13 protein-coding genes are annotated in these 18,323 nt (G+C 66.0%); 1 reads left to right on the top strand and 12 read right to left on the bottom strand.

Annotation, left to right across the window (positions count from 1 at the left end; translation table 11 throughout):
- Window positions 1-12 precede the first annotated feature (12 nt).
- The 7 genes from NIBR502772_RS13065 to NIBR502772_RS13035 form a co-directional block, all read right to left on the bottom strand.
- Window positions 13-1,566 (bottom strand): glycoside hydrolase family 43 protein, encoded by a 1,554-nt coding sequence (locus NIBR502772_RS13065; protein WP_141140530.1) that lies wholly within the window; start codon window positions 1,564-1,566, stop codon window positions 13-15.
- A complete protein-coding gene (locus NIBR502772_RS13060) occupies window positions 1,563-4,130 on the bottom strand; it encodes a beta-glucosidase (RefSeq protein WP_371706665.1) in 2,568 nt (855 codons plus the stop codon). The genes NIBR502772_RS13065 and NIBR502772_RS13060 overlap by 4 nt, the downstream gene beginning before the upstream one ends.
- The gene (locus NIBR502772_RS13055) at window positions 4,127-5,593 is read right to left on the bottom strand and encodes a GH1 family beta-glucosidase (RefSeq protein ID WP_141140529.1); all 1,467 of its coding nucleotides are present in this window, start codon (window positions 5,591-5,593) and stop codon (window positions 4,127-4,129) included. The genes NIBR502772_RS13060 and NIBR502772_RS13055 overlap by 4 nt, the downstream gene beginning before the upstream one ends.
- A 42-nt stretch (window positions 5,594-5,635) precedes the next feature.
- Complete coding sequence (locus tag NIBR502772_RS13050; protein ID WP_141140528.1) at window positions 5,636-6,496, bottom strand: ATP-binding cassette domain-containing protein; 861 nt, start codon at window positions 6,494-6,496, stop codon at window positions 5,636-5,638.
- Window positions 6,493-8,370 carry a dipeptide/oligopeptide/nickel ABC transporter permease/ATP-binding protein gene (locus NIBR502772_RS13045; protein WP_141140527.1) on the bottom strand — a complete coding sequence of 626 codons (1,878 nt, stop codon included), beginning with the start codon at window positions 8,368-8,370 and terminating at the stop codon, window positions 6,493-6,495. The genes NIBR502772_RS13050 and NIBR502772_RS13045 overlap by 4 nt, the downstream gene beginning before the upstream one ends.
- Window positions 8,367-9,308, bottom strand: a complete 942-nt coding sequence (locus NIBR502772_RS13040) for an ABC transporter permease (RefSeq protein WP_141140526.1) — start codon at window positions 9,306-9,308, stop codon at window positions 8,367-8,369. The genes NIBR502772_RS13045 and NIBR502772_RS13040 overlap by 4 nt, the downstream gene beginning before the upstream one ends.
- 75 nt (window positions 9,309-9,383) lie before the next feature.
- Window positions 9,384-10,907, bottom strand: coding sequence for an ABC transporter substrate-binding protein (locus tag NIBR502772_RS13035; RefSeq protein WP_246848513.1), 1,524 nt, complete (start codon window positions 10,905-10,907; stop codon window positions 9,384-9,386).
- A 184-nt stretch (window positions 10,908-11,091) separates the two neighbouring features.
- Between NIBR502772_RS13035 and NIBR502772_RS13030 the strand changes: the two genes are divergently transcribed.
- Window positions 11,092-11,730: a TetR/AcrR family transcriptional regulator gene (locus NIBR502772_RS13030; protein WP_141140525.1), complete on the top strand. Its 639-nt coding sequence runs from the start codon at window positions 11,092-11,094 to the stop codon at window positions 11,728-11,730.
- Window positions 11,731-11,755: 25 nt separating this feature from the next.
- Here NIBR502772_RS13030 and NIBR502772_RS13025 read toward each other — a convergent pair whose 3' ends face one another.
- The 5 genes from NIBR502772_RS13025 to NIBR502772_RS13005 all read right to left on the bottom strand — a co-directional run bounded on the left by NIBR502772_RS13025 (window position 11,756) and on the right by NIBR502772_RS13005 (window position 18,317).
- Window positions 11,756-12,511, bottom strand: a complete 756-nt coding sequence (locus tag NIBR502772_RS13025; protein WP_141140524.1) for an SDR family NAD(P)-dependent oxidoreductase — start codon at window positions 12,509-12,511, stop codon at window positions 11,756-11,758.
- Between the two features lie 85 nt (window positions 12,512-12,596).
- Window positions 12,597-14,492 carry a hypothetical protein gene (locus NIBR502772_RS13020; protein WP_141140523.1) on the bottom strand — a complete coding sequence of 632 codons (1,896 nt, stop codon included), beginning with the start codon at window positions 14,490-14,492 and terminating at the stop codon, window positions 12,597-12,599.
- Window positions 14,493-14,667: 175 nt separating this feature from the next.
- Complete coding sequence (locus NIBR502772_RS13015) at window positions 14,668-16,422, bottom strand: DUF5605 domain-containing protein (RefSeq protein WP_141140522.1); 1,755 nt, start codon at window positions 16,420-16,422, stop codon at window positions 14,668-14,670.
- Between the two features lie 45 nt (window positions 16,423-16,467).
- Window positions 16,468-17,352, bottom strand: coding sequence for a carbohydrate ABC transporter permease (locus NIBR502772_RS13010; protein WP_141140521.1), 885 nt, complete (start codon window positions 17,350-17,352; stop codon window positions 16,468-16,470).
- Window positions 17,352-18,317 carry a carbohydrate ABC transporter permease gene (locus NIBR502772_RS13005; RefSeq protein ID WP_246848512.1) on the bottom strand — a complete coding sequence of 322 codons (966 nt, stop codon included), beginning with the start codon at window positions 18,315-18,317 and terminating at the stop codon, window positions 17,352-17,354. The genes NIBR502772_RS13010 and NIBR502772_RS13005 overlap by 1 nt, the downstream gene beginning before the upstream one ends.
- Window positions 18,318-18,323 lie beyond the last annotated feature (6 nt).

Here is an 18,323-nt window from a genome sequence, read left to right as displayed (position 1 = left end):
GGGTTGGCGTTCTTAGCTGGGTTCGCGACCGGAGCTGCGGAACCAGTCGAAGGCCACGGTGCCGCGGCTGGCGAAGACGCCGGACACCCGGCCGGTGAAGGACGCGGCGGTCTCGGCCGAGAGGTAGCGCCCGTCCAGTTCGGCGAGGGTCACCGCTTCGCCGTTGATGACCGCCTGCAGCGCGATGGTGTCCGAGCTCAGGTGGCTCAGGCCCGCGCCGCCTTCAGGCTGGCGGGTCTCGATCCGGAGCTCCAGCGGCCCGGCGGGCGCGGCGCGGGTCCAGCTCTGCTCGATCGAGGAGATCCTGGCTCTGGCGGTGACCGTGGTGCCGTTCGTCTCGATGGAGTAGTGGTGGGTCTCGTCGTAGCGCACGGCCAGGCCTCCGGCGCCGTTCCCGGACTCGGTCCCTGTCCTTGTCCCTGTCCTTGTCCCTGTCCCTGACTCCGACGATCCCGCGTCCACCAGCGCGGAGATGGTCTCCACCTGGTACCGCTGGCGGCGGCCAAGGAATGCCGGGCGGGCGTCGTCCAGGCTGGTGCCGTCACTGGTCAGCGTGAGGCGGCCGGGGTCCTTCTCCGTGGAGGCGAACGCACCGGGGAAACGCCGCACGGCGATCCAGCCGCCGTCGAGCTCGGCGTCCGCAAAGTCATCCTCAAACCCGCCGCCGCCGGGACGGGGATTAAGGCGGACAGGTTCAACCACCGGCCAGCCGTCCTCCCAGGTGACGGGGGTGATAAAGGTTTCGCGGCCGAGGGCGGAGAACGCGCGGGTCATGCCCTTGGGGCGCATGCCCAGGAGCACCATGGCCCAGCCGCCGTCGGGCGTCTCCACGAGGTCGCCGTGGCCGGTGTTCTGGATGGGGCGGTCGGTGCTGCGGGCGCTCAGGATGGGGTTGGCCGGGTTGCCCTCGAAGGGCCCGGCCGGTGAGGTTCCGCGGGCGATGCTGACGCTGTGCCCACGCTCCGTGCCGCCTTCGGCGATCATGAGGTACCAGTAGTCGCCGCGACGGTAGAGGTGCGGCGCTTCGGGAAACATCAGGCCGGTGCCGGACCAGACGCTGCGGGGCTCCTCCAGGGCCTTGCCCGCCTCGAGGTCCACGCGGACCTGGAGGATGCCGCCGTGCTCGTTGATGTTTCCGGTGACGGTGTCCAGCCCGGAGTAGGTCATGTAGGCGGTGCCGTCCTCGTCCCAGGCGAGGTCCTGGTCGATGCCGATGGCGCCTTCGATGACCAGTCCGTCACTCCACGGTCCCGTGGGGTCCGTGGCGGTGAACACCAGCGTGCCGCGTGCCATGGCGTCGGTGACGGCCACGTAGAACAGGCCGTTGTGGAAGCGGATGGTGGGTGCCCAGGCACCGCCCAGGGTGGGCACCTCGCGGGAATCCAGCTGGCCTTCGCGGTCCACTACGTGGCCGATCCGGGTCCAGTCGACCAGGTCGGTGCTGTGGTAGACGGGGATGCCGGGCAGGTATTCGAACGTGGAGGTGGCCAGGTAGTAGTCCCCTCCCACCTTGACGATGCTGGGGTCCGGGTTGAAGCCGGGGATCAGCGGGTTGGGCAAGTTCATGCTGCTCCCTCCTGGGAGATATCGGTCAGGGTTAGGGTAGTTTCGAGCGGCAGGTCGGTCACGGAGGTGCCGATGCGGAGGGTGTAGTCGCCGGGTTCGTAGGTCCAGTCTTTGTCCCAGTAGGCCAGGAGTCGGGTGGGGACGTCCAGCAGGGCGGTGACGGTTTCGCCCGGTCCGGCCCATACAGGGGTGGAGCCGATGAGCCAGCGGACCGGACGGTCGACGGCGGAGCCTGGCTTTTCGGCGTACACCTGCACCACGTTCTTGCCGGGCCGGCTGCCGGTGTTCGTCAGGGTGACGGTTACGGGCACGACGGCGCCCGGTGCGGCCTGGGCGGGGACATCCACCAAATCCACGGTCCAGTCCGTGTAGCCGAGCCCGTGGCCGAATTCGTACGCCGGGGTGGTGCCGGTTTTGAGCCAGGCGCGGTAGCCGATGTGGATGCCTTCGTCATAGGTCAGCGTCCCGTCAGCTGCGGGCGTGACGTTGATGACGGGAACGTCTTCCTGGGTGGCGGGCCAGGTGGTGGGCAGCCGGCCGCCGGGTTCGCTGGCGCCGGTGAGGATGTCCGCGAGGGCGTTACCGAATTCCTGGCCGCCGAAGTAACCGATCAGGGTTGCCGCCACCTCGTCCCGCCACGGCAGGAGGACCGGCGAGCCGGAGTTCACGATCACCACGGTGCGCGGGTTGGCGGCGGCAACGGCGTGTACGAGCCGGTCCTGCAGGCCGGGAAGCTCCAGCGAGGTCCGGTCATAGCCTTCGGATTCGACGCGGGAGTTGGTGCCCACCACAACGACGGCGATCGCGGCCGCGCGGGCAGCCTCCACGGCCTCGCGGATCAGGGCGTCGGGGTTGCTGCAGTCCGCTTCCACGCCGATGGTGATGGCCAGCGCGTTGGACAGGGCCCCGGCACGGTCCCCCGTGTCCAGTTCAATCCGGACCTGCAGCTGCACCCCGGCCGTTGCCGTGATTTCCACGGACGCCGACGGTGGGGCCAGGAACGCCGCACCCAGGTCGGTCCCGGTGGCCTCGATGGTTGCCTCGTGGGCGAGGACACCGTCCACGAAGATCCGGCCATGGCCCACGGTGGAGAAGCCCAGCTTGACCGGACCTGTTTCGTCCGGCGTGTAAAGCGTGTGGAACTGGACCATGGAGGACGCTTCGATGGGAGCGTCCCCACCGAACCAGACCAGCGCGGTGGAGCGGCGGTCCTCGGCAAATAGTTCTCCGCCGTTGGCATCGAGGAAACGCACCCGCACGCCGGGCGCGCCGGTCACCGGGTTGGTGATCTGTTCCAGCGGGAGTTCGGCGATGCCCTCCTGCACTACGGCGCCCACGCTGTAGCTGACGTTGTCCGTTCCGAACGCGGCACGGATCCCGTCCAGCGGGGTGACGATCTTCTCCGGGACCACGGTGGCGGAGCCGCCGCCCTGGGTGCGGGCGTACCGGGCGTTGTGCCCGATCACCGCGACTGACTTGACGCCGGACTTCCCCACCGCGACGGTTTTGAGGGAGGCAGGATCCAGCGGCAGCACGCCGTCGTTCTTCACCATTACGGTGCCCGCGGCGGACGCTTCGCGGGCGAAAGCGATGGGGTCTTCCCGGTCAGCAGGCTCAGCCTGGACCGCCTCGAAGCCCTCCAGGGCACCTACCCGGGCGGCGAGCTGGAGGATCCTCAGCACCTTGCGGTCGATCGCCGCCTCGGCGACCTGGCCGGACTTGACGGCCACCACCAGCGCCGCGCCCCAGGGCCCGGCGGGGCCCGGCATGGCGAGATCCTGGGATGCGTTGGCGCTGTTGATGCTGCGGACGGCTGTCCAGTCGCTGATGACCACGCCGTCGAAACCCCACTCGGTATTCAGCGGGGTTTCCAGCAGGTCGTTCTCGGTGGCGGTGGCGCCGTTGATCGAGTTATAGGCACTCATCACCAGCCAGGCCTTGGATTCGACGATGGCCTTCTCAAACGCGAGCAGGTACAGCTCGCGCAGCGGCCGCTCGTCCACGTTCACATCCACCGTGAACCGGTCGGTTTCGGAATCGTTGGCGATGTAGTGCTTCGGTGTGGCGCCGACGCCGTTGCGCTGCACGCCGGACACGTATGCGGCGGCGAGTTCGGCCGTCAGGACGGGGTCCTCGCTGAACGCCTCGAAGTGGCGGCCACCCAAGGGTGAGCGGTGCAGGTTAATGGTGGGGCCCAGGACAACGTCAACGCCTTTGCGGCGGGCCTCGACGGCGGACGCGGCGCCCAGCCGGTCTGCGATGGCCGGATCCCAGCTGGAGCTGATGGCAGCGGCGGACGGGAAGTTCATGGACGGCTCGCGCTCATCCCACACCTCGCCCCGGACCCCGGTGGGGCCGTCGGAGAACAGCATGCGGCGCAGGCCGATCTTTTCCAGCGGCCAGGTGGTCCAGAAGTCGCGGCCGGTCAGGAGCCGGACCTTCTCTTCGAGGGTGAGTTCGGCGAGCAGGGACTCCAGGCGAACGTCCGTGGCGCGGTGGTCTGAGGTGAGGGTTTCCATGACGGCTTTCCTAGCTGTTCCGGTGGCGGAGGTATCGATGCTCATGCTGTGGCACCGGCAGTGACGGGTGTTGCGGTAGCGGCGCTGTCGGTCCCGGCGCTGCCCGTCCCGGCGCTGTGGGCGGCGATGGTGTCCCGGTACCAGTAGGCGCTCTGCTTGGGGATGCGGGTTTGCGTGCCGTAGTCCACGTAGACCAGCCCGAAGCGCTTGTCGTAGCCCTCGGCCCATTCGAAGTTGTCCATAAAGGACCAGGCGAAGTAGCCGCGGACGTCCACGCCCGCGGTGATCGCCTCGCCCACCGCGGAGATGTAACCGCGCAGATAGTCGATGCGCCGGGGGTCCCGGACTTCTCCGTTCGGGTCCACATAGTCGTGGAACGTCACGCCGTTCTCGGTGACGTACAGCGGCAGCTTGGTGTATTCGGCGGCCACCCGGGCGAGGACTGCCTTGAGGGCTCCGGGTGTGTTGGACCAGCCGAAGGAGGACGGCGCCGGCTGGACGTGCGTCCAGTTGGGCGTGCCGTCCGCGCCGGGACCCGCGGAGACCAGCATGTTGGTGTAGTGGTTGACGCCCGCGAAGTCGCCCGGCGCGGAGATGATATCCAGATCGCCTGGCTGGACCAGGTCCCCGGCTCCGGCCCCTTCACCCGTGGCGGTCAGGCCGTACTTGCCGTACGCGGCGATGGTGGAATCGGCGTAGTGGCCCCGGTAGACCGGGTCCAGGAAGATCCGGTTGCTTACGGCATCCCAGTAGTCGTTGGCGTCGCGGTCCGCCTGGGAGTCGGTGGCCGGGTTCAGGTTGCCGATGATGTTGGTGATGCCCAGCTTGGTGCCGGGCCGGCGGGTGCGGAATTCGGCCAGGGCCAGGCCGTGGGCCAGGAGGAGGTGGTGCGCGGCGGGCACGGCCAGGCTGTCGTCCTTGAAGCCGGGGGCCTGCATGCCCCACGAGTGGCCCAGGAACGCCGCGCACATCGGTTCGTTGATGGTGATCCAGTGTTCGGCGAGGTCGCCCAGGGCGTCGGCCACCAGTCCGGCGTAGTCGCCGAAGCGGTACGCCGTCTGCCGGGCCGGCCAGCCGCCGTCGTCCTGCAGTGCCTGCGGCAGGTCCCAGTGGTAGAGCGTGACATAGGGGGTGATGCCGCGGGCAATGCAGCCTGCCAGCAGGTCCCGGTAGAAGCGGACTCCCTCGGCGTTCAGCGGGCCTGTGCCGGCGGGCTGCAGGCGGGACCAGGACAGCGACAGGCGGTAGGACGGAATCCCGAGCTGGGCCATGAGGTCCAGGTCCGTTTCCCAGCGGTGGTAGTGATCGCAGGCAATATCGCCGTTGTCACCGTTGATGGTGGTGCCCGCCTGGTGCGAGAACGTGTCCCAGATGCTGGGGCCGCGGCCACCTTCGTTGACCGCACCTTCGATCTGGTACGCGGCGGTGGCCACGCCCCAGGCAAAGCCGGCGGGGAAGGTTGCACCGGAGGATAGCTGAGGGCGTGGGGAGGCTGCTGGCTCCGTCATGGGCGCGCCTTTCATATGGTGTGGACTGTGGTGGGAACGTGGTCAGGCGGCGCCGGCTTGGAGATCCTGCTCCTGCTGGAGTTCCAGGAGCCGGAGCCTGTCTTCGCGGTGCTTTGCCTGCCGGTCGGGATCCGGGATCGGGGCGGCCATAAAGAGCCGCTGCGTGTAGGGGTGCTCGGGTGCACCGGTGACCTGCTCGCCGTCGCCCCATTCGACAATTTCTCCGTGGTACATCACGGCCACGCGGTGGCTGAGGTGCCGCACCACGGCGAGATCGTGGGAGACGAAAAGGTAGGCCACGCCGGTGCGTTCCTGGATCTCGATGAAGAGCTCCATCACGCGGGCCTGCGTGGACAGGTCCAGGGCCGAGACGGGTTCGTCGCAGACGATCAGCTTCGGGTCAAGGGCCAGTGCGCGGGCGATGGCCACGCGCTGGCGCTGGCCGCCCGAGAACTCACGCGGCAGCCGGTGCGCCGCCCCGTGCGGCAGCCGGACCTGGTCCAGCAGCTCGGCCACGCGCTTGTTGGCGGCCTGCCGGTCCACCTTCCGGACGGTGAGCGGTTCGGTGAGGATCTGTTCGATGGTCATGGACGGGTTCAGGGACGTATAGGGGTCCTGGAACACCACCTGAATCTCATGGCTGAGTTCCTTGCGCTGGGCGCGGCTGGCTTTGGAGATCTCCTGGCCGCGGTACTTGATGCTGCCGCCGGTGACGGGCGCCAGGCCCAGCACGGCGCGGCCCAAGGTGGTCTTGCCGGAACCCGACTCACCCACCAGGCCCACGGTCTCGCCCGGGCGGATGTCCAGGGAGACGCCCCTGAGCGCTTTGAACGGTACGCGGCGGAAACCCTTGAGGGGATATTCGACCACGACGTCCTTGATGTCGAGCAGTGACTCGGTCATGGCGTCACTCCATTCAATGTCTTGGGCCGGGCGGCTGGAGTTTCGCCGGCGGCCTGGCCGCCGGCGGGATCTCCGGCGCCGAGCGGTCCGCGGGGAGCGGTGTCCTCGAGGATGGCTTCCAGCAGCTGCCGGGTGTACGGGTGTTGGGCGTCGTTGAAGATGGCGCGGACGGGGCCGGTTTCCACCACACGGCCGGACTGCATCACCGAGACCCGGTCGCAGAGATCGGCCACTACGCCGAAGTTGTGCGTCACCAGGATGACGCCCATGTTCAGCTCCGCCTGCAGCTCGCGGAGCAGGTTCAGGACTTCGGCCTGCACGGTCACGTCAAGGGCGGTGGTCGGCTCGTCGGCGATCAGCAGGTCCGGTTCGCAGGACACGGCGCCGGCGATCAGGACTCGCTGGGCCATGCCGCCCGAGACCTGGTGCGGGTAGGAATTGAACGTGCGTTCCGGGTTGGGGATGCCCACCTTGGCCAGCAGCGCGAGCGCGCGTTTGCGGGCCTCGGCTTTGGAGATTCCCAGGCAGACGCGCATGGGCTCCATCAGCTGGCTGCCGATGGTGAACGCGCCGTCCAGGTTGGACATGGGTTCCTGCGGGATGTACGCGATGCGTTTTCCGCGGACCTTGGTCATCTCCTTCTCGGAAAGGTGCGCCAGGTCCTTGCCCTCGAAGAAGATGGAGCCGCCCGTGATGCGTCCGCCCTGCGGCAGGAGCCGGAGGATGGAGAAGGCTGTCTGGGTCTTGCCGGAACCTGATTCGCCCACCAGGCCGTGGACTTCGCCGCGGCGGACGGCCAGGCCAACGTGGTTCACCACGTGGGTGGTGGAACCGTCGGGCTGGTCGTAGCCAACGCCTAGGTCAGTGACTTTCAGAAGCAGCTCGCCGACTGTTTTGGTGGCTGCGCCGGTCGGCTCTTCGGGATGTACGACGGCGGCCTCGCCGCGTTTCGCTGCTGCCTCGGCAACCGCGGTGGCGGCATTGGTGGTGGCGGCCTTGCGCCGCTTGACGGGCCCGCGGCTGCGTTCCAGTTCATCGCGCATGGCGTTGGCCAGGAGTGTCAGGGCGATGCAGACGAGCCCGATGATCAGAGCGGGCCACAGGACCAGCGTTGGCGACTTGAAAATGTTGATGAAGCCGTCATTGAGCATGCTGCCCCAGGTGGGGATGTTGAGGTCGCCCAGGCCCAGGAATTCGAGGCCTGCCTGGATGGCAATGGCAATGCCCAGGATCATGGCGGACTGGATGATGACGGGCGCCCGGACCACTGTGAGGATATGGCGGCCGATGATCCGGAAATCGCTGAGTCCGGAGACTCGGGCCGCGTCCACATACAGTTCGTTGCGGACGGCGGTCACCGAGGCGTAGACCAGCCGGAAGTAGGCGGGCGAGAGCATGATGCCGAAGATCATCATGGACAGCCACATGGACGGGCCAAGGACTGCACGGGCGGCCAGCAGCACCACCATGCCGGGAAGGGCCATCAGCAGGCCGGTGAGCCAGGAAGCTGCGGAGTCGAACCAGCCCCCGTAGTAGCCGGCGATCAGGCCGCCGGTAACGCCCAGCACCAGCGCTACCACGAGGGCAACGACTGCCCCGGCGAGGCTGAACTGGCCGGCGAAGAGCAGCCGGCTCAGGACGTCGCGGCCGGCACTGTCGGCACCCAGCAGGTGCTCGGATCCGGATTTGGCGAGCACATCCTGCAGGCTGGCGGTGCTGGGGTCATGGGTGGCGAGCAGTGGCGCCAGGATGGAGGCAAGTGCCACGATCAGCAGGACCAGCAGCGATGCCGCGCCGGTGGGGTTGGTCAGGAGCTTGCGGAACAGGGAAACCTTGGCTGCCGTGACGGGCAGTGCGATGGGAGTTTCGATCATGACAGCCGAACTTTCGGATTGAGCCAGCCCTGCGCGAGGTCGATGATGAGGTTGACGGTCACCACGATGGCGGCAGTCGCGACGACGACTCCCATCACGACCGGGATGTCGCCCTGGCCGGTGGCGGTGACGGTGATCTGCCCGAGACCGGGCAGCGCGAAGATCTGTTCCACAATGACGGCACCGCCGAGCAGGCCGATGAACTGCACGGCCAGCACAGCGAGGGCAGGACCGCCGGCGTTGCGCAGCACGTGCTTGTAGACAACGCGGTTGAAGGACAGGCCGCGGGCGCGGAGCGTCCGGACGTAGTCCTGGCGGAGCGCGTCAATGAGGGAACCGCGGACCTGTTGGACGATCGCCGCGATGCAGCCGATGGAAAGGGCGATGATCGGAAGGGTGACGGTGGCTGCCCAGCCGCCGAACGACGTCGTAATGGGGACGTAGCCGGTGGCCTTGAACCACTTGAGGTTCAGGGCGAAGAGGGACACAAGCCCCAGGGCGATGAGGAAGCCCGGGATGGCGTGGCCCAGGACGCCGACGAGCTGCGCCACCCGATCCACCGTGCCGCGGCGGACAGCGGCCAGGACGCCGAGAACCACGGAGATAACCGCCGCGATGATGGTGGCGCCGAGGACCAGGGAGAGGGTCACGGAGACACGGCCGGTGACGCCGGCGGTCACCAGCTGGCCGTTGAACCAGGACCGGCCAAGATCGCCGGTCAGGGCGCTGGTGAGCCAGTCCCAGTACTGGACCAGGAGCGGGCGGTCCAGGCCCAGCTGGCTGGCTTTCAGCGCAACCTGGGCGTCGCTGGCGGTGGGTCCCACGATGCGGCGGGCGATGTCGCCGCCGCCGGCATACAGCAGCAGGTAGGCGACCGTGGTGATGACGAACAGCAGGAGGACACCGGAAAACAGGCGCCGCAGCACGAATCGGTACATTCGAAAATCCTTAGGGAAGGTTCCTGGGCTGCCGGACCGGACCGCTGTTGTGCGGCCCGGTCCGGAAGCTGTCCGCTAGGAGGCGGGGGTGAAGGACCAGAGGAACGGGTAGGCGTTGCCCGTCTGGACCTCGACGTTGGTCTTGGCGTCGGTCACGAAACTGGACTGTGGGCGGAACCACGGGGCGAACCAGGCCTGCTCCACGATGTACTTGTTCAGTTCCTTGGCCGCGGCCTTCTGCTCGTCCGCAGATCCAACGTGGATCTTGTTGACCAGCTCATCTACCTTGGGATCCTCGTAGTTGTACGGGTTCCAGGGGGCGTTGGCGGTGAGCTTCATATTGATCAGCTGCCAGTCGGACTGCTGCTCCAGGATCATGTAGCTCACGCCGTACTTCGGTGCCAGGAGGTCAGCGATGAAGTTGTTGCCGGTATCGGTGAACTCCGCAGTGATGCCAACATCCTTGAGCTGCTGGGTGATCAGCGCCGGAATGGTGTTGCCCAGGAGGGCCGAGGACGGCAGCGTCAGGGTCAGGCCGCTGGCGTAGCCGGCCTCGGCCAGCAGTGCCTTGGCCTTGGCGGGGTCGTAGGCGTAGCGGGAATCCAGCGACTTGTCATAAGCGTCCGACGACGGCGGGAACACCTGGGCGGTCTGCTCGCCGTGGCCCTGGCCGATGGACTCCAGCAGCGCTTTCGTGTCGAACGCGTAGTTTAGTGCCTGGCGGACGCGGACGTCCTTGAGTGCAGGGTTGGTGGTTCCGGCGCGGTCGAAGATCAGGAGGCCGGACCAGTTCAGCTGGAGCGGGTTGACCTTGTAGCCTGCAGCCTCGATCTCCGTGAGCGTGTTGTTGTCAATGGTGTTGGCGCCGTTCAGGGTGCCGGACTTGATGGCGTTCAGCAGGGACGTCTGGTCGAGGTAGACGTTCAGGACCAGCTGGTCGTAGTGGACCAGGTCCTTGGCCCAGTAGTCCGGGTTGCTCTTGTACGTGTAGGAGGTGCCGGTGACGGTGGCCGCGGTGTCCAGGATGTACGGTCCGGAACCAACGGGGTTGGTGGCGATGTCCGCGTTGGCGAAGGAGGCCGGGCTCTGCATAAACGACGCGTCCTTGGACAGGTAGTTCAGGAACGCCGGGTCCGGGGCGGAGAGGGTCAGTTCCAAAGTAGTGGCGTCGACGGCCGTGGCCGACTTCAGAGCCGCAAGGAACTGGGCATCCGGGGAGGTCCCGGCCTTGAAGCGCTCGAGGTTCTGTTTGGCGGCGTCGGCATTGAAAGCGGTCCCGTCGGTGAACTTCACGTCGTCGCGCAGCTTGAGGGTCAGGACAGTCTTGTCGTCGTTGTACTTCCACTCCGTCGCCAGCATGGGCACCAGCGTGCCGTCCGGTTCCATGCGGAGCAGGGTGTCGTACACGGCCTGGTAGAACGGCGAGAGATTGGCGAACTCGGACTGGCTGGCATCGAACGTCTTGGGCGACTGGATGGCGCCGAGGGTGAGGGTTTGTGAGGACTGTTCTGCGGAGGCATCTCCACCGGCGGAGCAGCCGGCGAGGCTCAGGGCTACGGCGGCAACAACGGCGGCCATTCGCTTGGATCGGAACATCATTGGTCCCTTTCACGGTCAGTGGCGGTCCACCATGGACTGCCATTGGGAAAGACCGTAACATGAAAACCTAGTGGGTACTAGGTTTTTATTTCCCAATTTTGAATCGTCACGAAATGTGACGCCACCCACAGCGGTTGACCAATTGGTTTCAAGCGCACAGGAACGAGCTTGTTAGGGTTACGTGATGACTGACACACCAGCCGGCGCAGTGGCTGAAGCGCCACGGCGGGGCCGTCCGCGGGGCAGCTACGCTAAGACCGAGGCCCGCCGGCAGGAGATCCTGACCGCCGCCTTTGAGGTGTTTTCGACGTCGGGCTACCGTGCGGGGTCGCTGAGGGACGTGGCGGACAAAGTGGGCCTGAGCCAGGCCGGCCTGCTGCATCACTTCCCGAGCAAGGAGGCCCTGCTGGAGGCAGTCCTGACCCTGCGGGACGAGGACTCGGTGGTCCGCACACGGTCCCTGACCGCCAAGGGGATCGACATGTTGCGTGGCCTGGTGGAGCTCACGCACTACAACACCACCATCCCCGGCCTCGTCGCCCTCTACTGCGTCCTGTCCGCTGAGGCCACAGACCCTGACCACCCGGCCCACGGCTATTTCCAACGGCGCTACGCGTGGGTGCGCGGCACCATGACCGAGGCCTTCGCTGAGATGCAACGGCTCAGCCAACTCCGGCCGGGCATCGTTCCCGCCGCCGCTGCCCGCCAGCTCGCGGCCCTGATGGATGGCCTGCAAGTGCAATGGCTGCTGGACAACGGGTCCGTGGATATGCCGGCCGAAGTGGCAGCGTTCCTCGAAGCCATCACCACGGAAAAGTTCTAAGCCGAAGCATCACAGCGCCACCCCCTTACAGCGCTGTCAGGCCGCCGTCCACTGTGAAGACTCCCCCGGTTGCGTAGGAGGAGTCGTCGCTGGCGAGGAACACCATGATCCCCTCCACGTCCGCGGCCGTGCCGGGCCGTCCCAGCATGGTGGAATCTACCAGGCCTGCGCGGCTGACGGGGTCGTCCGCGATGGCCTGCACCAGCGGCGTCTCGGTGTAGCCCGGAACCACGGTGTTGACGCGGATCCCGGCCTGCGCGTAGTCCGCCGCGACCACGCGGGCCAAGCCATGGACCCCGGCCTTGGAGCTTGTGTATGCCGTGAAGGTCTGGCCGCAGCCCACCACGGCGGTAGGGCTGCCGGTGCAGATGATGGAGCCACCGCGGCCTTCCATGGCCCGGACGGCGTGCTTGAGGGTCAGGAAGGCGCCGCGCTGGTTGATGCTGACGGTCCTTTCCCAGACCGCAAGGTCCAGTTCACCCACCTTGGCATCCTGGCCGAAGAGCTGCACTCCGGCGTTCGCCACCACCACATCCAGCTGCCCGCCTCCGGCCACGGCGGCGTAGGCGGCAGTCACGCTGTCCTCGTCCGAGATGTCCATGCGCAAGGCCCGGGCCCGCGGGGAGGCTGTGGCCTCGGCGGCCCGTTCGGCGGCCGCCATGTTGATGTCGGCGAAGTAGACGGTGGCCCCTTCGGCCACGAAACGCTGGGCCACGGCCAGGCCGATGCCCGATCCGGCTCCAGTGACCAGGGCTGTTTTTCCTTCAAGACGCAGACCCATGGGGTCTCCTTTCGTTGGTGTGACACCGCCCCCGGGGCGGCGCAAAAGTATTGTTCGCGGCGCAACGGCTCAACGGTTCAGTGGTTCAGCGGACGGCTGGAAAACGGACGACGCCGGCCGACCAGGGGCCCAGAGTGAGCCGCCCAGCGGCCGTGCCGCCGTCGTCGTCGTCGGCAGTGAAGGCCATGGCCGAACCCCGGTCCTGCCCAAAAACCCTGCATTCGCCGTCCACGGCGGCTGTGCCGTCCGGAAGCCGGACCTCCACGCCCAGGGCGGATGCGGAGAGATTCCCGGCAAAAAGGGCGAGCCCGCGGGATGTCACCACGGGATAGAGCGTCAATGAAGATTGCCCCTCGTTGTGGACCGACAGCACGTCGCTGCCCCGGAGGGCGGCGAGCTCTTTCAGGAGTTCGCCGGCTGGATTGAGCCGGCCGCCGGAGTCGGAAATCCCCCTCGGGCCGGAGGCCTCGAAGTAGGCGACGGATTCCACTCCGTCCAGCGTGAGTGCATCGATGCTCGCCAGGGTCCACGCCGCGGCAAAGGGTTCCGCCTGGAGTTCATCCGCTTCGGCCTCGGGGGCTGCGCCGGACGTGGATACGGCATTGAAGCGCGGCAGCAGGGTCACCGGCCCCACATGCACGGGCCTTCCGCAGCCCAGACGGAGTGCGTTCTGCGCCACAAGCCGTTGCATGGGAACGGAGTCGATGATGTGCGCGGTCTCGGTGCTGTGCATCTGCGGCGTGATGCTGAAGGTCAGGGCGTCGGAGTCCGACGGCGTGCGGCCGCTGTTGCGGTTGAGTTCCGTGAAGTGCGAACGGACACCGGCAAGGAGCTCTCCACGGAAGCCGGCGGCATGAAGTGCAGATTTGAGTTCCGGCCAGGTGTCCGGTTCGGTGAGGTGGCTGGACGGGTGGAATACCGCCAGCCGCTTGGCCTGGGAAAGGTACGGGGCGAGTTCCGCCGCCGCGGCCGCGGGGTCCGCGGCAACGGCCCGGATGTCCAGGCCCGCGCCATGGACGGCGGCCTCATCCGCGGCGGCCTGCAGCCGGGCAGCCCAGCCGGACCAGGGCGTGGCGCCAGTCTCTTCAATGAGTTCCACCAGGACTGCATCCAGTCCGGTAAGCGGGGGAAGCACGCCGGCGTGGGGTGCTGCAACAACGGCCAGCTTGGGAACGTGGCCGGCCACACCCCCCACACTGGCGGCCACCCTTCCGGCCTTTTGCGATTCCAGCGATTCCAGCGCGCCGGCGTCCGCTGTGATGGCCTCCAGGCGCACCGATTGACGCACAGCGTCTCCGGCAGCAACGTCCACCGGGAACGGCCGCGCCAGCGGCGTGCTGTAGGTCTTGAAGGAACCATCGGTCCAGTTGCGCTGGTCCTCGGTTTCGAAGACATCGCCGGTGAACGACAGGCGGAAGGTGGTGCCGCCGTCGTCGGCCCATTCAAGGGCTCCGACGTCCATAAACGGCTGGTGGGGGCTGATGTCGCTTGGGAACTGCGCAGGCGTGCGGCCGCCGTCGGGATGTGACACGGTGACGTGCCTACCGGCGTCAGCTGGCGGGTGCAACACCACCAGGCCGATCCTGTTGCTGCGGAACGCGTGAAGGGCTGTGCCCTCGAACGCTATCTCCACGGCGGCAGGGCTGAAGTCAGCCGTCAGGTGGCCGTCATACTCCACGCCGTGGCCGGCAAAGCGGACGGTCCAACCTGCCTGCAAGCGCTCGTTATCCTGCGTGACCTCAAGCGTGCGGACCGTCGGCTGCGGCGTGCGCCAGTCCTGGTCCCGGACCACTGCCTTAACAGCCCGCAGGACGGGCCGCCCAAGGTAGCTGATGTTGGCCAATTCGTCGCCGACAAGCTCGGCAGACCATGGTCCCGCGGACAGTGCCCGGCGGGCGGGTGCCAGGCGTGACGGTGCGCGGTGGGAGGGCGCGGGGCGGGATACTCCGGGTTCGTCATACTGAAAGGGCTGGAAAGTCACGTCGCTACTCTCTGCCGGCCAGGGGCTGCTATGCCCCGGGTAAGCGGCTTGTCTAGTGCAAACTCAAAGATGGCCTGTGAGTCAGGACACCTCCGATTATGGAATCACAGACGGGGGATGGGAGGGATGTCAACGGCCGGGGGAAGGAGCGCAACCCCCGGCCGTTGAATAGCCGTCAAGCCACAGCGCGCATGCGTACGGCAATGTACTGCCGGCCGGGTAGTTCGATGCGGAAGCGGCCTTCGAATGTGCTGGGAAGTGTCTCAACGGTCATGTTCCAGGTGTCGATGACGTCAATCTGGAACTCTATCCCCGGGGGCATGACAAATCGCCGGTAGGTGGGCTGGTTAAAGCCGAAATAGATCAGTTCATATTCGTTCTTGATTCCGGCGCTGGGAGCATCCCAGTGGCCAGGCAGCGGCTCGAGGTGGCCTTCGGGGGCTTCCTGCATGATGCGTCGCAGGAATCCGATGCGGTCGGGGCTGGTGCCACGCAGCTTCCCACCCTTGGCCCACCAGAGAACATCATCCGGATGGACATAGGTTTCGCCGTGTCCGACGTAACCGCCCCGGACCGCGCCTTCCCAGAACCGCCGGGTCATTTCCTCGCCGGTGATGTTTCCCCAGCCCTGGTCGATGTTCCCCTCGTAGGCGCATTCGTCGATGACGACAGGCTTCTGCCATTGCTGCCGCCATTGACTGGTCATTTCGGCGGTCTTGTAGATGTCGAGCCGTTGAATGCTGCAGTGCGTGACCCAAGGGCGTGAGTGGTCGTACATCTCGCGGCAGTTGTGGATGGAGAGCAGGTGGTGGGTCGGGTCGTTCTCCTGAACGATTGCGGCGAAGCGTTCCCAATCCTCGATGGTCTTTTCGAACATGAGGTCGAACTCGTTGGCTAGGGACCACCAGATATTGCGGTGTGAGGCTAGGCGCGCGGTGACGTATTTGACGTACAGATCATCGGCTGCAGGGTTCATTTTGGAGAAGCCCCACCGGTCATAGGCGTGGAAGAGGATCAGGTCCGCTTCGATGCCGAGCTCGTCGAGCTGGCTGATCCGCTTCTCCAGGTGGCTGTAGTAGGCGGGGTTGGGCCGGGTGTAGTCGAAACCGTCCTGAAGGTTCCCCTCGTAGGGGTAGATTTCAGGCTCGTTTTCGTTGAACAGGTAGGACTTAGGGAAGACGCACATGCGCATTTTGTTGAAGGGCCCGGTCTTCAGGGACTGGAGGGTCTGTTCTTCGAGGGCCTCGCCCTGGTGGGTCCAGACATAGGATGTCGTGCCGATCGGGAGGTAGGGCGTTCCGTCCTCGTAGGCGAAGTGGAAGGTGTCGGCCACCTGGACTACCCCGCGGGAATCCGGCGACGCCGCTGCCGCGGTGAAGCTTCCCGTGATGGCGTCCAGGGACGTGGCGTTGCTGCGGGTGGTGAAGGACCACTCCCCCTCAGCCGGGACGAGCAGGCGGATCCGGTAGGTGCCGTCGCCGTCGTAGAAACCGGGAACTGTCAGAGTGTCACCGTTGATGGTGAAGTCAGCGGACAGTTCAACGTCCGTGAACGGGTTTCCGTGCGAGGGGCCCTGCAGCGCGATCTCGTACTGCTGCCATTTGGTGCTCTCGGCGGGGAAATCGGTCCGGGCGCTGCCTCGCTCGACCGATTCCGGCTCATAGCCGGCTGCCGGTGCGTTGCGCCGGACTGACCGGTCAGGTGCGGGTGACGGCTGCAGGGCCTCGATTTTCGCGAGGATCTTGGCCTTCTTTGCCGGGTCGTTGCGCAGGGATTCCTCGGTGCCGAGGATCAGGCCCAGCTGGTAGTGGTACAGCGTGTGGAGCAGCGGGTTGGCCGCGAGTTCAGGAACGTCGTGCTCCAGGATCTCGTGTCCGACGGGGTCGCGCATGACCTCGAAGAGCGGAGTGGTTGCGGTGTAGGTCGCCATGATGGCCTTTCTGCGTTGAAAGTTTCGTAACCGAAGGGGGCGGGGTCAGCCCTTGACAGCGCCGCTGAACATGCCCTCGACGAAGTAGCGCTGGAAGAGCAGGTACACGATGAGGACCGGGAGGATCGACATGACCGTGAAGGCATTCAGCGGACCGTAGGAGCTGGTGAACTGGGACTGGAAGCCTTGGATGGCCAGAGGAATGGTCTGGGCGGCCTGGTCCTGCAGGATCACAAGGGCGATGGCGTATTCATTCCATGTGGCCACGAAGTCAAGGATGAACAGTGCAGCCAGGGCAGGCTTGGACAGGGGAAGGATAATCTGCCAGAACAGCCGCCAGTTCCCGCCGCCGTCCACTCGGACGCTTTCGTCGATTTCCTTCGGGATGGCGCTGAAGAACCCGTGCAAGATGAAGATCTGAATGGGCAGGCCGAAACCGATGTACGGGAGGATCACGCCGATCGGGCTGTTGAGCAGACCCATGTCCAGGATCGTCTTGAACAGCGGTCCCAGGGCTACCTGGATCGGAACCATGGATCCAAGGGCGAACGCCCCCAGCAGCAGCTTGCTGTGCTTGAAACGGATACGGGACAGGCCGAAGGCAGCGGCGGCCGAGAACAGCAGGCCTAGTGGCACCTTGATCGCGGCAATGAGAAGGCTGTTGCCGCCGGCAGTGAGGAGGTTGCCGGTTTCCAGCGCCTCGGCGTAGTTCTCCCATTCAGCAGCGAGCGGAAGGGCGAAGGACGAGGTGCTGAAGATCGCGGCTTCTGACTTCAGCGATGTAAACATCACGAAGATCAAGGGCATGGCCCAGATGACCATGGTGACGGCCAGTGCCAGCCAGAGCCCGATCCTTACATAGTCGACGTTGCGGCGTGGACGGGACGTTCCGTCGGCGTGCTTGGCGCGCCCGAGAGTCAGGGTGCTCATCAGTCTTCGTTTCCTTTGGTGGACCAGATCAGGTAGGGGATGACAAGGACAAGGGTGACGGCGAGCAGCACCGTGGCTATCGCGTTGCCCATGCCGAAGTCGTGCTGCAGGAAGGACTGGGAGTAGGACCACAGAGCCAGTACCTGCGAGGACTGCGCGGGACCGCCGCCGGTCATGCCGACCACGAGGTCAAAGACCTTGATGGAGTGGACGATGGTCAGCACCATGACCACCACGACCGTGGGGCGGAGGGCGGGAAAGGTCACGTGCCGGAAGACCTTCCAGCTGGTTGCTCCGTCCAGACGGGCCGCTTCAACAAGTTCCTTGGACACACTTTGCAGGCCGGCAAGGAAGAGGACCATGTTCAGGCCGGCGATCTGCCAGACGAAAGCGGCGAAGATAGCGTAGATGGCCAATTTGGGGTCGCTGAGGAAGGTCACACCCGAGCCATCGCCGAGGTGCCAGGCTTTGGCAAGCTCTGAAAACACCCCGTAGTTGGGGTTGTACATCCAGCGCCACATGTTCGCGATGGCGATCGGGGCCAGGACGCCGGGGATGTAGAAGACAGAGCGGAAGAGATTCCGTCCAAAGATCGGACGGTTCAGGGCCAGGGCCATCGCCAGACCCAGGGTGGTCGGAATTACCAGGGAGAGCAGCACCCAGATGATGGTGTTCTGCATGGCTGTCCAGAACACCGGGTCCTGTGTGAAGAGACGGACGTAGTTCTGGAAGCCGACAAACACCTGCGGGTCGGCGTTGAAGCCCGACCACTCGTACAGGCTCAAGCGCACGGCGCTGACCATCGGCCCGATGACGAAGACAACGTATGCGGCCAGGGCAGGAGCGAGGAACGGCAGTGCCGCGATGAAACCACCTTTGGTAAGGCGTTTCAGGAGAGGCTTTTTCGGAATTTTCCGGGGCGCAGGCACCTGCGTCTGGAGGGGCGCGGCTGTGAGCTTGGACAAGAGAGG

The sequence above is a fragment of the Pseudarthrobacter sp. NIBRBAC000502772 genome, assembly GCF_006517235.1.
Lineage (GTDB): Bacteria > Actinomycetota > Actinomycetes > Actinomycetales > Micrococcaceae > Arthrobacter.
The sequence above is the reverse complement of the archived record's forward strand: the minus strand, read 5'-3'. Positions and strand labels throughout refer to the sequence as shown.

Coding starts and splice junctions, on each gene's coding strand:
- NIBR502772_RS13055 (WP_141140529.1), bottom strand. CDS start 5,593: ATGACGGAGCCAGCAGCCTCCCCACGCCCTCAGCTATCCTCCGGTGCA.
- NIBR502772_RS13045 (WP_141140527.1), bottom strand. CDS start 8,370: ATGATCGAAACTCCCATCGCACTGCCCGTCACGGCAGCCAAGGTTTCC.
- NIBR502772_RS13065 (WP_141140530.1), bottom strand. CDS start 1,566: ATGAACTTGCCCAACCCGCTGATCCCCGGCTTCAACCCGGACCCCAGC.
- NIBR502772_RS13010 (WP_141140521.1), bottom strand. CDS start 17,352: ATGAGCACCCTGACTCTCGGGCGCGCCAAGCACGCCGACGGAACGTCC.
- NIBR502772_RS13015 (WP_141140522.1), bottom strand. CDS start 16,422: ATGGCGACCTACACCGCAACCACTCCGCTCTTCGAGGTCATGCGCGAC.
- NIBR502772_RS13040 (WP_141140526.1), bottom strand. CDS start 9,308: ATGTACCGATTCGTGCTGCGGCGCCTGTTTTCCGGTGTCCTCCTGCTG.
- NIBR502772_RS13035 (WP_246848513.1), bottom strand. CDS start 10,907: ATGATGTTCCGATCCAAGCGAATGGCCGCCGTTGTTGCCGCCGTAGCC.
- NIBR502772_RS13030 (WP_141140525.1), top strand. CDS start 11,092: ATGACTGACACACCAGCCGGCGCAGTGGCTGAAGCGCCACGGCGGGGC.
- NIBR502772_RS13060 (WP_371706665.1), bottom strand. CDS start 4,130: ATGAGCATCGATACCTCCGCCACCGGAACAGCTAGGAAAGCCGTCATG.
- NIBR502772_RS13025 (WP_141140524.1), bottom strand. CDS start 12,511: ATGGGTCTGCGTCTTGAAGGAAAAACAGCCCTGGTCACTGGAGCCGGA.
- NIBR502772_RS13050 (WP_141140528.1), bottom strand. CDS start 6,496: ATGACCGAGTCACTGCTCGACATCAAGGACGTCGTGGTCGAATATCCC.